Origin of the sequence: Enterococcus dongliensis, assembly GCF_031927985.1 — a bacterium.
Lineage (GTDB): Bacteria > Bacillota > Bacilli > Lactobacillales > Enterococcaceae > Enterococcus_A > Enterococcus_A dongliensis.
Map to the genome: position 1 here is coordinate 182474 of NZ_JARPZC010000003.1, position 14008 is coordinate 196481.

Annotated in this window: 17 protein-coding genes; all 17 read right to left on the minus strand. The window is 39.3% G+C overall.

The features are described 5' to 3' along the window. Window positions 1-9 precede the first annotated feature (9 nt). The 17 genes from yqeH to fabT all read right to left on the minus strand — a co-directional run bounded on the left by yqeH (window position 10) and on the right by fabT (window position 13896). Complete coding sequence (yqeH, locus tag P7D84_RS03890; RefSeq protein ID WP_311805092.1) at window positions 10-1119, minus strand: ribosome biogenesis GTPase YqeH; 1110 nt, start codon at window positions 1117-1119, stop codon at window positions 10-12. Further along, a complete protein-coding gene (locus tag P7D84_RS03895) occupies window positions 1120-1644 on the minus strand; it encodes a YqeG family HAD IIIA-type phosphatase (protein ID WP_311800141.1) in 525 nt (174 codons plus the stop codon). It abuts the gene before it with no gap. A gap of 127 nt (window positions 1645-1771) precedes the next feature. Then, a complete protein-coding gene (locus P7D84_RS03900; protein WP_311800142.1) occupies window positions 1772-2506 on the minus strand; it encodes an amino acid ABC transporter ATP-binding protein in 735 nt (244 codons plus the stop codon). Window positions 2507-2524: 18 nt separating this feature from the next. After that, window positions 2525-3214, minus strand: a complete 690-nt coding sequence (locus P7D84_RS03905) for an amino acid ABC transporter permease (protein WP_311800143.1) — start codon at window positions 3212-3214, stop codon at window positions 2525-2527. A 12-nt stretch (window positions 3215-3226) separates the two neighbouring features. Continuing rightward, window positions 3227-4066: a transporter substrate-binding domain-containing protein gene (locus P7D84_RS03910; RefSeq protein ID WP_311800144.1), complete on the minus strand. Its 840-nt coding sequence runs from the start codon at window positions 4064-4066 to the stop codon at window positions 3227-3229. A gap of 249 nt (window positions 4067-4315) precedes the next feature. Further along, window positions 4316-5107: a transporter substrate-binding domain-containing protein gene (locus P7D84_RS03915; RefSeq protein WP_311805094.1), complete on the minus strand. Its 792-nt coding sequence runs from the start codon at window positions 5105-5107 to the stop codon at window positions 4316-4318. Between the two features lie 131 nt (window positions 5108-5238). Beyond that, a complete protein-coding gene (locus P7D84_RS03920) occupies window positions 5239-6024 on the minus strand; it encodes an acetyl-CoA carboxylase carboxyl transferase subunit alpha (RefSeq protein ID WP_311805095.1) in 786 nt (261 codons plus the stop codon). Then, complete coding sequence (gene accD, locus P7D84_RS03925; RefSeq protein WP_311805096.1) at window positions 6024-6890, minus strand: acetyl-CoA carboxylase, carboxyltransferase subunit beta; 867 nt, start codon at window positions 6888-6890, stop codon at window positions 6024-6026. Before accD ends, P7D84_RS03920 begins: the two co-directional genes overlap by 1 nt. Window positions 6891-6901: 11 nt before the next feature. After that, window positions 6902-8266: an acetyl-CoA carboxylase biotin carboxylase subunit gene (locus P7D84_RS03930; protein ID WP_311805097.1), complete on the minus strand. Its 1365-nt coding sequence runs from the start codon at window positions 8264-8266 to the stop codon at window positions 6902-6904. 6 nt (window positions 8267-8272) lie between these two features. Continuing rightward, entirely contained in the window at window positions 8273-8695 is a 423-nt protein-coding gene (gene fabZ / locus P7D84_RS03935; protein WP_311805098.1) for a 3-hydroxyacyl-ACP dehydratase FabZ, read from the minus strand. 44 nt (window positions 8696-8739) lie between these two features. Further along, window positions 8740-9204 (minus strand): acetyl-CoA carboxylase biotin carboxyl carrier protein, encoded by a 465-nt coding sequence (gene accB / locus P7D84_RS03940; RefSeq protein WP_311805099.1) that lies wholly within the window; start codon window positions 9202-9204, stop codon window positions 8740-8742. Between the two features lie 2 nt (window positions 9205-9206). Then, a complete protein-coding gene (gene fabF, locus P7D84_RS03945; RefSeq protein WP_311805100.1) occupies window positions 9207-10433 on the minus strand; it encodes a beta-ketoacyl-ACP synthase II in 1227 nt (408 codons plus the stop codon). Between the two features lie 17 nt (window positions 10434-10450). Continuing rightward, the gene (fabG, locus tag P7D84_RS03950; protein ID WP_311805102.1) at window positions 10451-11182 is read right to left on the minus strand and encodes a 3-oxoacyl-[acyl-carrier-protein] reductase; all 732 of its coding nucleotides are present in this window, start codon (window positions 11180-11182) and stop codon (window positions 10451-10453) included. A 54-nt stretch (window positions 11183-11236) separates the two neighbouring features. Next, the gene (gene fabD, locus P7D84_RS03955; protein WP_311805104.1) at window positions 11237-12154 is read right to left on the minus strand and encodes an ACP S-malonyltransferase; all 918 of its coding nucleotides are present in this window, start codon (window positions 12152-12154) and stop codon (window positions 11237-11239) included. 64 nt (window positions 12155-12218) lie between these two features. After that, a complete protein-coding gene (locus P7D84_RS03960; RefSeq protein ID WP_311800155.1) occupies window positions 12219-12446 on the minus strand; it encodes an acyl carrier protein in 228 nt (75 codons plus the stop codon). 50 nt (window positions 12447-12496) lie between these two features. Next, window positions 12497-13459: a beta-ketoacyl-ACP synthase III gene (locus tag P7D84_RS03965; protein ID WP_311805106.1), complete on the minus strand. Its 963-nt coding sequence runs from the start codon at window positions 13457-13459 to the stop codon at window positions 12497-12499. After that, complete coding sequence (fabT, locus tag P7D84_RS03970) at window positions 13456-13896, minus strand: fatty acid biosynthesis transcriptional regulator FabT (RefSeq protein ID WP_311800158.1); 441 nt, start codon at window positions 13894-13896, stop codon at window positions 13456-13458. The genes P7D84_RS03965 and fabT overlap by 4 nt, the downstream gene beginning before the upstream one ends. Between the last annotated feature and the right edge of the window lie 112 nt (window positions 13897-14008).

Genomic DNA, 14008 nt, shown 5'->3' on the forward strand with positions numbered 1-14008 from the left:
ATAATTTCTTTAAACTAATGCTTTGCGAGTCAGAACATCGACTCCTTTAGGTGCCCAGCCGGCTACAACTGCCGGTTTGGTTATAGTTACCCAACCTAATCCAGCAAAGACGATATCTGTCTTTTCTTTGATTGAAAATTCAAAGCGAACCAACTCTGGAAAATCGGCTACTTCATCTGGTCGTGGCGGCTGTAATAAACCACCGACATGTTTTTCATAAAAAGCATCGGCTTTTTCTAGTTTTGTCCGATGGGGTTCAATGTCATTTGAAACATATGCGACAAAAGAGGCACGATCGCCTTGAATGAAATCAAAACGAGCTAAACCGCCTAAGAACAATGTTTGACCCGCATTCAATTGATAAACTTTTGGTTTGATTTCTTTATGCGGTGCAATGATTTTTAGGTCTTTTTTTCCAAGATAATGAGCCATTTGATGACGGTGGATAATCCCAGGTGTGTCAAAGAGATAGTGCCCATCATCCAACGGAATCTCAATCTTATCTAACGTAGTTCCTGGAAATTGCGAAGTCGTGATCAAATCTTGCACACCAGCTGTTTGTTTAATAATCTGATTGATTAATGTTGATTTTCCGACATTGGTCACACCAACGACATAAACATCCCGACCATCTCGATATTCTTCGATTTTTTCTAATAGCTCACTCATTTCATGTGATTTACGTGCACTAGCCAACAAAATATCGACTGGTCGTAAGCCTTCTTCGTGTGCACGTTCTCTCATCCACTGAGTCAAGCGCCCTCTTTTTAATGATTTCGGCAACAAATCCACTTTGTTACCGACTAATAATACAGGGTTGTCACCGACAAACCGATGCAAGCCAGGAATCAATGAACCATTGAAATCAAAAATATCAACGACATTGACAATCAATGCATCTGCTTTGCCTAGTTCATTCAATAAGCGTAAAAAATCATCGTCTGTCAACGAAACATCTTGAATCTCGTTATAGTGTCGTAAGCGAAAACAGCGTTGACAATATACTTCTCCATTTGCTAATCCTTTTTCTAAAGCTGATTGCGGAGTATACCCCAATTTATCCGGTTGCTCTGTTTGAATTTTAGCGCCACAGCCGATACAAAATAATTCTTCTTCCATTTATAATTCACTCTTCCATTTCATCTCAGGATCTTTGCGCAGTAAAATATGCATCACACGACGTTCAAAAAAGCGATTGATTCTTGTGTTCCAACCATCTGTATCAACGATTGGCTGGACAAGAATGCTACGGATACCTGCCGCACTCGCGCCACGAATATCTGTCATCAGTTGATCACCAATCATGACGATCTCCTCTTGGGTCATTCCCAGTTGTTCTTGAGCATTTTTTATCCCCACTGAAAAAGGTTTCATTGCCCGTGAGACGAAATCTAATTGGAAACTTTCTAACGCTTGCGCCACACGACTGGCTTTGTTATTTGAAACGACGACTACAGGAATACCCGCTTCATCCATCATTTTTAACCAATCAAGCAGCTCTTTTGTACCGTTAGGATTGTTCCAAGCAATCAGCGTATTGTCTAAATCCGTCAAGACCGCTTTGAATCCATGAGCTTTTAATTGTTCCGGGGTTATTTGATAAATGGCTTCGACCATCCACGTTGGTTTGAATTTATCTAACATGGCAACTCCTATAACTTTATTTATACTTCTACAAAACCTGATTATAACGCAATTTTTTTGAAAACTCTACATTTGACTCTAAAGGTTTAAAAAAAGACTAGGCTTTCTTTGCCTAGTCTCATCTATTTTATAATACTTTTGATAGAAAATCGATTGTTCGTGCATTTTTTGTTTGATCAAACACTTCTTCAGGCGTACCTTCTTCGACAATCACGCCACCGTCCATGAAGATCACACGATCCCCAACTTCTTTAGCAAAGCCCATTTCATGGGTTACAATCATCATAGTCATGCCTTCTTTAGCTAATTGCTGCATTACCTGCAAGACATCGCCGACCATTTCTGGATCCAGCGCTGAAGTCGGTTCATCAAAGAGCATTACATCTGGTTGCATCGCTAACGCACGGGCGATTGCAATCCGTTGTTGTTGCCCACCTGATAAAGATTGTGGATAGGCATCGGCTTTTTCAGACAAGCCAACTTTTTCCAACAGTTCTTTGGCAATTTTTTCCGCAGCCGCTTTTGTCAATCCTTTAACTTTGATTGGTGATAACGTGATATTGTCTAAAACTGTCATATTTGGGAACAAATTAAATTGTTGGAAAACCATGCCCATTTTTTCCCGCGTTTTGAAAATGTCGGTCTTTTTATCTGTGATATCAATTCCTTCAAATCTGATTGAACCAGATGTTGGAACTTCTAACAGATTGACACATCGTAAAAATGTACTTTTTCCCGAACCCGACGGTCCAATAATTACGACCACTTCGCCTGGAACAATCTCTGCTGATATATCTTTCAGAACTTCATTATCGCCAAATTTTTTATTTAAATGTTCGATTTGAATCAATGCTTCTGTCATTATTTTTCACCTCTCACGTTATCTTTGATATCCTTTTCCAAGTTTTTTCTCCCATAAATTAAGCAGCCGAGAAGTGACAAACGTCATCACAAAATAAAGCGCAGCGGCGATAAAATAAGGTTCTAATGGAATGTAAGAATTTGAGATAACGATTTGAGCAGAACCCATCAATTCATTGATCCCGATTGCCGTCAATAATGAAGAATCTTTGATCAATGTAATAAATTCATTCCCTAAAGGCGGTAAAATATTGCGCAAAGCCTGGGGCAAAATAACATAACGCATCGTTTGTGCTGGTCGTAAGCCTAATGAATGAGCCGCTTCTGTTTGACCATAATTTACAGCAGTGATACCACCACGAATGATTTCTGCCACATAGGCACCTGAATTTAGTGACAATACAATCATCCCTGGAAATAAACGTCCCAAATCAACAGTTAATACACCTACAGCCAAATCTTTTGATGGAAACAATCCTTGTAAAACCAAAAAACCGATCATGATTTGCAATAACATCGGAGTGCCGCGAAGCACTTCGATGTAGATATTGGCCAACCAATTTAACGGTTTGTGTTTAGAAAGCTTTAACAGAGCCATCGCTAATCCAATCAATGTCCCTAATATAACTGTAACCAGTGAGATGATCACCGTGATACCAGCACCTGAAGCAAAGTAAGATAAGTATTTATCTAAAAATGAAAAGTTCAATGCTTATTCCCTCTATTCTGCTGATTTTTCGGCTATCTCATGATTTTTTTGTACATATTCATCGATCTTGCCTTCATCACTTAGCTTTTTGATGATTTTGTTTAATTCTGTTTGTAATTCATCACTGCCTTTTGGCAACGCAATAGCAAAAGCTTCATCTTCTGATGGTTCCAATTCAATGTCTGCAATCATCAATTCTGGATTTTGTTCTACATACGATTCAGCGATTGTTTTTTCTACAACCATTGCATCTAAAGAACCGCTGTTCACTTCAACTACCATATTAGGTACTTTTTCGATTGAAACAAGTTTAGCATTTTTGATTTGTGTTTTTACGATACCTTCTTGAATCGATCCTTTTTGTGCACCAACATTTTTATCTTTTAAAGTAGCTAAGCTAGTGAATGCACCTTGATTTTTTTTGTTGATAATCAAAACTTGTGGTGGGTTGTAATAGTTATCAGTAAAGTTGAATTGTTCTTTACGTTCTTTTGTTGCTGAAATTGCTGAGATCGCAATGTCAGATTCACCTTTTTTCAATGAAGCCAAAACCGTATTGAAACTCATGTCAGATATTTCTGCTTTAACACCTAATTCTTTGGCGATTTCATTCACTAAATCAATATCTGCTCCAACAATTTTATCTTTGCCATCTACCATTGTATGGAACTCAAATGGTGCATAGTCAGCTGAAGTCGCTACTTTTAACACGCCTGCTTTTTTGATTGCTGCTAATTGATCTTCAGTTTTTTCTTTTGATGATGAATCTGCTGATTTATCATTGCCTCCACCACACGCTGCTAAAGTAACTAGTGCTACTAATGTCATAACTAAGCCGGTAATCTTTTTCATCCTGTTTCCTCCTAATTGTTTTACACATTTATTCAAAAATAATGAGCTATCTATTAGTTTACTTGCTCTTTTGTCAGACCGAAAACTAATCGCTTATTTTTGAAAACTTTTTTTGATGAATTCATTATAGCATGGAATTTTCATAAAACAAGCAATTTGTTGCATAAATATTGGATTTTTTTTGAATTTCCCATTATATATTGTATATATTCAGTTTTATGATGTATAAATATTTCAACAAGGTAGATCTCATTTCAATTGGTTATTCGCTTTGACCATTTTTTCAATGGCCCCAGCTTCTTTTAGTTCGTTAATTTGTTTATTTAACTCTTTCACTAATTTTTTATTCCCTTTTGGCACGGCAATACGTAATGAATCTTCTTTCATACTTTTCAAGGGAACATTTGCAATCATCAGTTCTGGATTCTTGTTAACATAAGCATCTGCCACTGTTTTTTCAACGACCAATCCATCTAACGATCCATTTTTTACTTCTACAAAAATATTTGGTAATTTTTCAATCGATACTAATTTTGCTTTCTTCAGTTGATCTTTCACAATATTTTCTTGAATAGTTCCCTTTTGTGCACCAACTTGTTTATTAGTGAATTGATCAATCGAAGTAAGTGTATCCGCGTTTTGTTTATTAATGACGATAACTTGCGGAGTCGTATAATAATCCGCAGTAAAATCAAAGCTCTTTTCACGCTCACTCGTAGCAGAAATCGCTGAAACCGCAATATCTGCTTTGCCTTCTTTGGCAGCTGCTAAAACTGCATTAAAACTCATATCTACCCAATCAACTTTTACATTCATTTTTTTTGCGATTGCTTCTGTCATCTCAATATCTGCACCAACTATTTTGTCTTTTCCATCAATTGTTGTGTGAAACCCAAATGGTGCATAGTCTGGTGAAGTTGCCACCTTAATGACTCCTTTTTCTTTAATCGTGTCTAATTTATCCGCTTCTTCTTTGTTACCACATGCTGTTAATACAACTAAAGCCAGTCCCGCTAAAACAACCTTCATTCCTTTTTTCATAGTCCTACCTCCAAATACTTTTTTCTAGTATAGCATATTATTTCATATTTTCTATATTTTTATGTATAATTATTAATTATTATGTGAAATAAGAGTATAAAAAAACGACGGCAAAAGCCGTCGCTAGATCTTCAGAACTTGCGAAAACGTTGGTATCTTTTTTCAATTAGTTCTTCAGTAGAATAGTTCGTTAGTTCATTGAGTTTCTCAATCAGTGCTTTTTTCATCATATGAATCATCTTATCTTCACTGAGTTTTTTTCCATTCAGCATTTCTGGGATCACGCGGTCAATAACTGTCAATTCCAATAGTTCGGCTGCTGTGATTTTCATCAACTCCGCCGCTTCATCCGCTCGTTTGCCATCTTTCCAAAGAATCGAAGCAAATCCTTCTGGCGAAAGAATCGCATAGATGCTATATTCCATCATCCAAACTTCATCGGCCAAAGCTAAGGCTAAAGCACCGCCACTGCCGCCTTCGCCTGTAATAATCGAAATGATTGGAACTTTTAGATCAGACATTTCCAACAGGTTCCGGGCGATTGCTTCTCCTTCGCCTCGTTCTTCTGCTTCAACTCCACAGAATGCTCCTGGGGTATTTACTAGACAGATCACTGGTCGATTGAATTTTTCGGCTTGTTTCATTAAACGCAAGGCTTTGCGGTAGCCTTCTGGATTCGGTTGACCAAAATGACGGTGCATATTTTCTTTTAGATCAGTCCCTTTTTGGATTCCGATAACTGTGACGGGCTTTCCAGCAAGTTTTGCGATACCGCCAACAATCGCTGGATCATCTCCGAATAAACGATCGCCATGAAATTCTTGAAAATCAGTAAAGATCTTTTCGAAATAATCCAGGCTGGTCAAACGATCTTGATGTCTTGCTAATTTTACAATTTCTCCAGCAGTTAGGCTCATTATTCACACCAGCCTTTCTGTTGATGTAATGCAACCAATTGTGTCAATCGTGAACGTAGATCCGTTCGCGGAACAATTTGATCGATAAATCCATGGTGCAACAAAAATTCAGCTTTCTGAAAATCATCTGGTAATTGCTGGTGAATCGTCTGTTCAATCACTCGGCGTCCAGCAAAACCTACTAACGATTGCGGTTCTGCTAAGATGATATCCCCTTCCATTGCAAAACTGGCTGTGACACCACCAGTCGTCGGATCAGTCAAAACTGTGATGTAGAGTAGACCAGCATTGCTATGACGTTTGACTGCTGCAGAAATTTTTGCCATTTGCATCAATGAAAAAATCCCTTCTTGCATTCGTGCTCCACCTGAAGCGGTAAAAAGAATCACAGGTAGTTTTTCAAGCGTGGCTTTTTCAAAAAGCCGAGTAATTTTTTCACCAACAACTGTCCCCATGCTTCCCATAATAAAATTAGCATCCATTACACCGATTCCAACCGCATGATCGTTGATGGCCGCTTTTCCAGTCAATACTGCTTCATCTAATCCTGTTTTTTCTTTAGTAACAGTAATTTTTGCTGAATAATCAGGAAAATCAATTGGATTTTTCTGTTCTAACTGGTTATCCCAATCAACAAAACTTTTTTCATCGATCGTCAGTGCTAAACGTTCCCATGCACTGATCCGAAAACTGTAGCTGCAATGCGGACAAACTTTCTCGGCACGTATTTCTTTTTTATATAAGGTACGTTTACAGTTTGGACACTTTGCCCACATATCATCAGGCACCGTTGGTTTGGTTGTCGGTGCACTGTCGCGGTTAGGATTGATCCGAATGTAGTTTTTTTTCTTATTAAAAAGGCCCACCTAAATTCCTCCTACTCGCTTTGTTGCCACTCTGGTAAAAATGTTTTTTGTAAAAAACTTGTATCATAATCGCCAAACAAAACACTGGGGTGACTGATCAGATCCATTTGGAATTCCACATTGGTGATAACACCCTCTGATACAAATTCACCTAAAGCCCGCTGCATCTTCATTAGCGCATCAAAACGATCTTCACCATGAACGATGATCTTTGCAATCATTGAATCATAATAAGGCGGGATCGTTACACCGCTATACATCGCACTATCTACTCGTAGGCCTAAGCCGCCACTTGGTAATAGCAGAGTGTTAATTTTTCCCGGTGAAGGTGCGAAATTAAAGGCGGGATTTTCAGCATTGATTCGACACTCGATGGAATGGCCTTGAAATTCTACATCGGATTGCTTTAAGCCTAAAGGTTCTCCAGCGGCAATCTTGATTTGTTTTTTTACAATATCTATTCCTGTAATCATCTCTGTGATGGGATGTTCTACTTGAATACGGGTATTCATTTCCATAAAGTAGAAATCTCCTGCTTCATCGCGTAAAAACTCGATTGTTCCGGCACTTTCATAGTTCACCGCTTTTCCCGCTTTCACGGCGATTTCCCCCAACATTTTGCGAGTCTCTTCGCCAATCACTACAGAAGGTGCTTCTTCTAAAACTTTTTGATTGTTTCGTTGCAGCGAACAATCTCGTTCTCCTAAATGGATCACGTTTCCTTGTTGATCCCCTAGAATTTGTACTTCAATATGGCGAGCTGGATAAATAATTTTTTCCATATACATCGCGTCATCACCAAAAGCCGCCATGGCTTCAGATTTAGCCGATAAAAAATGCTGCTCAAGTTCACTTTTGTTTGGCACTTTGCGGATTCCCTTGCCGCCACCGCCGGCTGCAGCTTTTAACATCACCGGATAACCAATCGTATCTGCTAACTTTTCTGCTTCTTCTAGCGTCGCGATTGCGCCATCACTGCCTGGAATGACTGGAACTCCCGCTTGTTTCATCAATTGGCGGGCATGGATTTTATTGCCCATCGAATCGATTGTTTTTTCACTTGGTCCAATAAACTTGATGTTGCATTCCGTACACATCGTCGCAAATAAACTGTTTTCTGATAAAAAACCAAATCCTGGATGAATCGCTTCAGCATTTGTCACGATTGCTGCGCTTAAAATTTCTTGCATATTCAAATAAGACTCACTTGAACGAGCTGGACCGATACAAATTGCTTCATCCGCCATTTCTGTGTGCAGTGCTTCTTTATCTGCTTCAGAATAAACCGCCACTGTCTGAATTCCTAATTCACGACACGCCCGGATGATTCTTACCGCAATCTCGCCACGATTGGCAATCAAAATTTTTGAAAACATAGACATCTATCCAATCATAAAGGTTAGTTCTGCTTCGGCTACTTTTTTGCCATCGACATAGACGATTCCTTTGCCGCAACCAGCTGATGAACGAACTTTTGTTAATTCTACTTCTAAAATTAACGTATCTCCTGGAACAACTTTCTTACGGAATTTTGCTTTGTCGATACCGCCAAAGTAAGCCGTTTTCCCTTTAAATTCATCCATTGATAATAATGCGACAGCTCCAGCTTGAGCCATGGCCTCAACGATTAATACGCCAGGCATTACTGGTTCGTGAGGAAAATGTCCTTGGAAAAATGGTTCATTCACAGAAACATTTTTTTTGGCTTTAATGCTTTTTCCAGCGTCTAATTCTTCTACTCGGTCGATCAACAACATCGGATAACGATGTGGGATGATTTCTTTGATTTCTTCGATTGTTAACATTGTTTCCTCCTGATTTTACTAATAAGTTTTCTCACACAATGGTACTAGTCAATTCGAAACAATGGCTGACCATATTCAACGACTTCTTCGTTTTCTACTAAAATCTCAGTGACCGTACCGTCAAAATCACTAGTAATCTCATTTAATAGCTTCATTGCTTCAATGATACAGACCGTCTCACCTTTTTTTACTGAATCACCGACTGATTTATAAGCATCTTGTTCTGGTGAAGGTTGTAAATAGACGATTCCGACGATTGGAGATGTAATGACTTGGCCTTTATTTTCAACGACTGAAGTCTTCTCTACTTCCAAAGGCTGGTCACTTGCTGTGTTGGACTCAACAGCTGCTGTTTTTACAACTGATTCAGCTTGAGTCGAAGTTGCCACTTGACGGCTCGTCTGATTTTTATTCATGTATAATTCAAAACTGCCTTCTTTTAAATCAAATTCAGTTAATGTGGAATCGTTGAATTGATTCAGCAGTTCTTTGACTTCCTTGATTTCCATGGTTAATCCTCCCAGCGTTTCAAACAGATCACCGCATTGTGACCGCCAAAACCTAAAGAATTACTTACTGCGTAATTGACTGGCGTTTCTTTTGCTTCGTTCACAACGATATTGGCTTTGATCTCTGGATCTACTTCTTGAATATTGGCAGTTGGCGGAATAAATTGGTGTTGGATCGCTAATAAAGATGCAATAGCTTCTACACCGCCAGCCCCGCCTAGTAGATGACCAGTCAATGACTTGGTACTGCTGACATAGGCATTTTTAGTTAACGCTGTTTCAATTGCCTGGCTTTCTGCTTTATCATTGGCCTGTGTACTCGTTCCATGAGCATTCACATAATTCACGTCAGCCGGTGTAATTCCAGCTTCTTTGATGGCTTCTTTGATGGCACGAGCCGCGCCTTCGCCGTCTGGTGATGGGGCCGTCATATGGTATGCATCACACGTAGCTCCATAGCCCACGATTTCACCGAGAATCTTCGCTCCACGTTTTTGTGCATGTTCCAGCGATTCTAAAACTAAGACACCTGCTCCTTCTCCCATAACGAATCCATCACGCTTAGTATCAAATGGAATAGATGCTCGTTGAGGATCTTCTGAGGTACTTAACGCCGTCAAGGCCGCAAATCCTGAGATGCCGATTTTGTTGATACATGATTCCGCTCCACCTGCAATGATTACATCTGAATAGCCATGTTTGATGTTGCGAAAAGCTTCACCGATTGAGTGCGTTCCGCTAGCACAAGCTGTTACTGTGCTGGTACAAATACCTTTTGCTCCAATTCGCAATGCTACATTTCCTGCTGCCATATTGACGATTGCTAAGGGAACAAACATCGGAGAAACTCGGGCCGGACCTTTTGCGTCCATTTTCAAGACTTGATCTTGGATCGTTCCAAGACCACCCACACCTGAGCCAATCATTACACCAAAACGTTCCATATCCTCTTGTTCGGTATCAATTCCACTCATCTTTAATGCTTCAAACGCTGAATAGATCGCATACAGTGAGTAAGTTTCCATTCGTTTCGTATCTTTTTTTATAAAATATTTTTCTAAAGGGAAATCTTTGACTTCTGCAGCCAATGTGATTCCCGTTTGACTGGCATCAAATCGTGTAATCGGACCAAAGCCATGATTTCCTTCTTTTAAATTTTTCAAAAATGTTTCTTCATCATTACCAATCGGTGAGGCAACGCCAAATCCTGTAATTACGACACGATTCATTTTTATCCGTCCTTTCTTTACATGACCATTCCGCCATCAACATTTAGTACTTGTCCTGTAATGTAGCCATTTTGTGCTAAAAATAGGGCAGCATTTGCCACATCAGCCACACTGCCAAAACATTTCAGCGGAATCTGGCCTTCCATCTGTTCTTTGACGTTCTCTTTTAACCCGTTTGTCATATCTGTTTTGATAAAACCTGGAGCGATCGCATTGCAAGTAATTCCTCGCGGAGCAACTTCTTTTGCTACAGCTTTAGTGAATCCGATCACACCTGCTTTACTTGCCGCGTAATTGCTTTGTCCAACATTTCCGATCACACCTACTACACTGGAAAGGTTGATAATAGCTCCTACCCGTTTTTTCATCATTTTTTTTAATACTTGCTGAGTCATATTGAAGGTTCCCTTCAAATTGACCGCCATAACAGCATCAAAATCCTCGGGTTTCATTCGTAAAAGCAGTTGATCTTTAGTAATACCGGCATTATTGATTAAAATATCGATCGAACCAATCGTCTCTTCACATTCTTTAATCATTTTTCCTGCTTCATCAAACGAACTGATATCTCCACAAATGCTGACGCATTTTACGCCAAAAGCTTCAATCTCAGCAATTTTATCTGTCGATATCGCTTTTCGTCCATTTAACACGATGTTTGCGCCTGCTTGTGCAAATGCTTGCGCAATGCCCCATCCAATGCCCCGACTACTACCGGTAATAAATACTGTTTTATTCGTTAATTCCATCCGGACCCCCTGTGATTTTACATTTCTTTCCAAGAAAATAATGAGATTTCTAATTTAAAAAAGGAGCGTATCAGCTAAAGATTTCACATCTTCTACGTGACTGGTAGCTAATGAGCGGTCAATTTTTTTCATGAAGCCCGTCAGCGTTTTGCCTGGACCAATTTCGATTACTCGTGAGATACCTAATTCTTTTAACGTAGCAATGCTGTCACTAAAACGAACAGGCGACATTACTTGTTTGGTCAATAACGAGACGATTTCATCTTGTGGCATGACTTTAGCCGTCGTATTAGAAATCACCGGTATTTGCATTTTAGCAAACGCAATTGTTTCCAATACTTCTTTCAAACGTCGACTGGCAGGTTCTAATAACGCCGTATGGAATGGCCCGCTGACATTCAATGGAATCAGTCGTTTTGTTCCAGCTGCTTGTAATAACTCTTCCGCTTTTTCGACTGCAGCGACTTCACCGCCAATCACGATCTGTTGCGGAGTATTATAGTTTGCTGGTGAAACAATCCCGATTTCAGCGGCTTGTTGGCAACAATCTTCAATCACTTCGGCTGCAGTGTTCATCACTGCCACCATTTTCCCGCTACCTGTTGGTGCCGCCTCACTCATAAACTGCCCGCGCTGATGAACAAGTGGGACCGCCTCGTTAAATGGCAATGCACCAGAAGCGACTAAGGCTGTATATTCACCTAGACTTAATCCAGCGACTGCATCTGGGGAATACCCTTTTTCAGTTAACACTCGAAAAAAAGCCGTACTAACTGTTAAAATGGCAGGCTGAGTATATTTCGTTTCGTTTAATCGCTCATTGTCTTCAAAACATAGCTCTTCCATCGAAAAACCTAGCAGATCACTGGCCTCTTCAAATGTTTCTCTCACAATTTTTTCTTGCTGGTACAATTCTTTGCCCATTCCATTATATTGAGCGCCTTGACCGCTGAACAAGAATGCTGTTTTCATGATCGTCTCCTAATAGCAGGAAAGGCCAGGCCTTATGCCTAGCCATTCCCAAAAATTTTATTTATTAAGCGTTTTGTTGTTTCTCAACATATTCAACTAAATCTTTCACGGTTGTGATGCCATCTTCTGTTTCAATTTTCACATCAAATTCGTCTTCGATTTCGTTGATGATTTGGAATAAATCCAAGCTATCTGCTTCTAAATCTTCTTGGATGTTCGTGTCTAATTTTACTTCGTCTTTTTCTACTCCTAGTTCTTCTACGATGATGTCTTGAATTTTTTCGAATGTCATAAGTTGGTTCCTCCGATAGTTTAAGTTTTAATTTTATATTTTTAACAAACTTACAGTTGGATCAGCAGGTTGCCCCATGCCAAACCACCGCCATAGCCTGTCAATACTATTTTTTGTTTTCCATTTAAGGATAACTGTTTTGTTTCAACAAGTTCATCCAATAAAATTGGAATGCTCGCTGCTGAGGTATTTCCGTAGTTCATCAAATTCATAGGGAATTTTTCAAGGGGTTCACTCATTTTGCGTGCAATTTTTTCAATGATTCGTTTATTTGCTTGATGGAGCAGGTAATAATCGACTGATTCCTCTCCAACAAATTCTTTCAAACTTTTGGTGACATCATTTAAGGCAAAGTTCCAGATACCGCGACCATCCATTGTAAGTGCTGGGCTAGTCTCAGTTTCCTCATGAAAAATATTTTTGTTTGCATGATACCCGGCAGTCAAAGCCTGGGATTGCTTACCATCCGCTCGCAGCATTTGCTTTATAATAGAAGGTTCTTCTGTTGCTTCTAATAAAACACCCGCTGCACCATCGCCGAAAAGAACGGCTGATGAACGATCGTGCCAATCTAATAGTTTTGAAGTCTTCTCTCCACCAATGACGATTCCACGTCGCATACCTCCGCGGATGAAATTTTCTGCTGTGGCCAAGGCATAAACAAATCCTGCACAAGCAGCTGTTACATCAAAAGCCATTGCTTGCGTTGCACCGATTTGTCCTTGAACTTGACAGGCAACAGAAGGTGAAGTGTAATCTGGTGACATTGTAGCAACGATAATAAAGTCTAGGCTCAATGGATCAATCGTGGTATGATCAACCAATTTTTTAGCTACTTGACTACACATATCTGAAGTATTTTCTGCCTCTGCAATGTGTCGCTGTTTGATTCCTGTCCGTGATTGAATCCATTCGTCTGAAGTATCCAACCATTCGGCTAAGTCATCATTAGTCACGATTTTTTCAGGCAAGTAACGAGCTGTCGCAATGATTTTTCCGAAACTCATACTCATTTAATCCCTTCTAAGTAACTATAGAGATTCACTAGTGCTTTTAAGAATACTTCTTGTTCTTCTTCATTCAAATCTTTAATCGCACTTTTGACCATTTCATGATGAAAATGCTGATGGATTCGAAAGACCAATCGCCCTTTTTTAGTCAAGCCAAGTTTGACTACCCGACGATCATCTTCACTGCGAATACGTTCTACGTAGCCTTTTTTCACTAACCGATTAATCGAGGTCGTCAGTGTGCCGACAGTTACTAGCAGTTCTCTTGCGACTTCTGTCGTCGTTTTTTTCTTATACATCCCAATGGCATCAATAGTATGCATCTCTGTGATTGTTAAATCACTAAATTGTGACTTCTTTAGTTCATTTTCTTCAATCGACAATACGTCATTGAAAATTGAAACTAAATAGGTATTTAATTCTTCCCAGTTTTTTTCCATGTCCTCACCTAATTAGTTTGATTATCAAATCATTTGATGTTCAAACTATATCTTATTTTTTTTTTGAATGCAACAACATTTTTTTAATTAACTAAAAATTAATCATTATTAT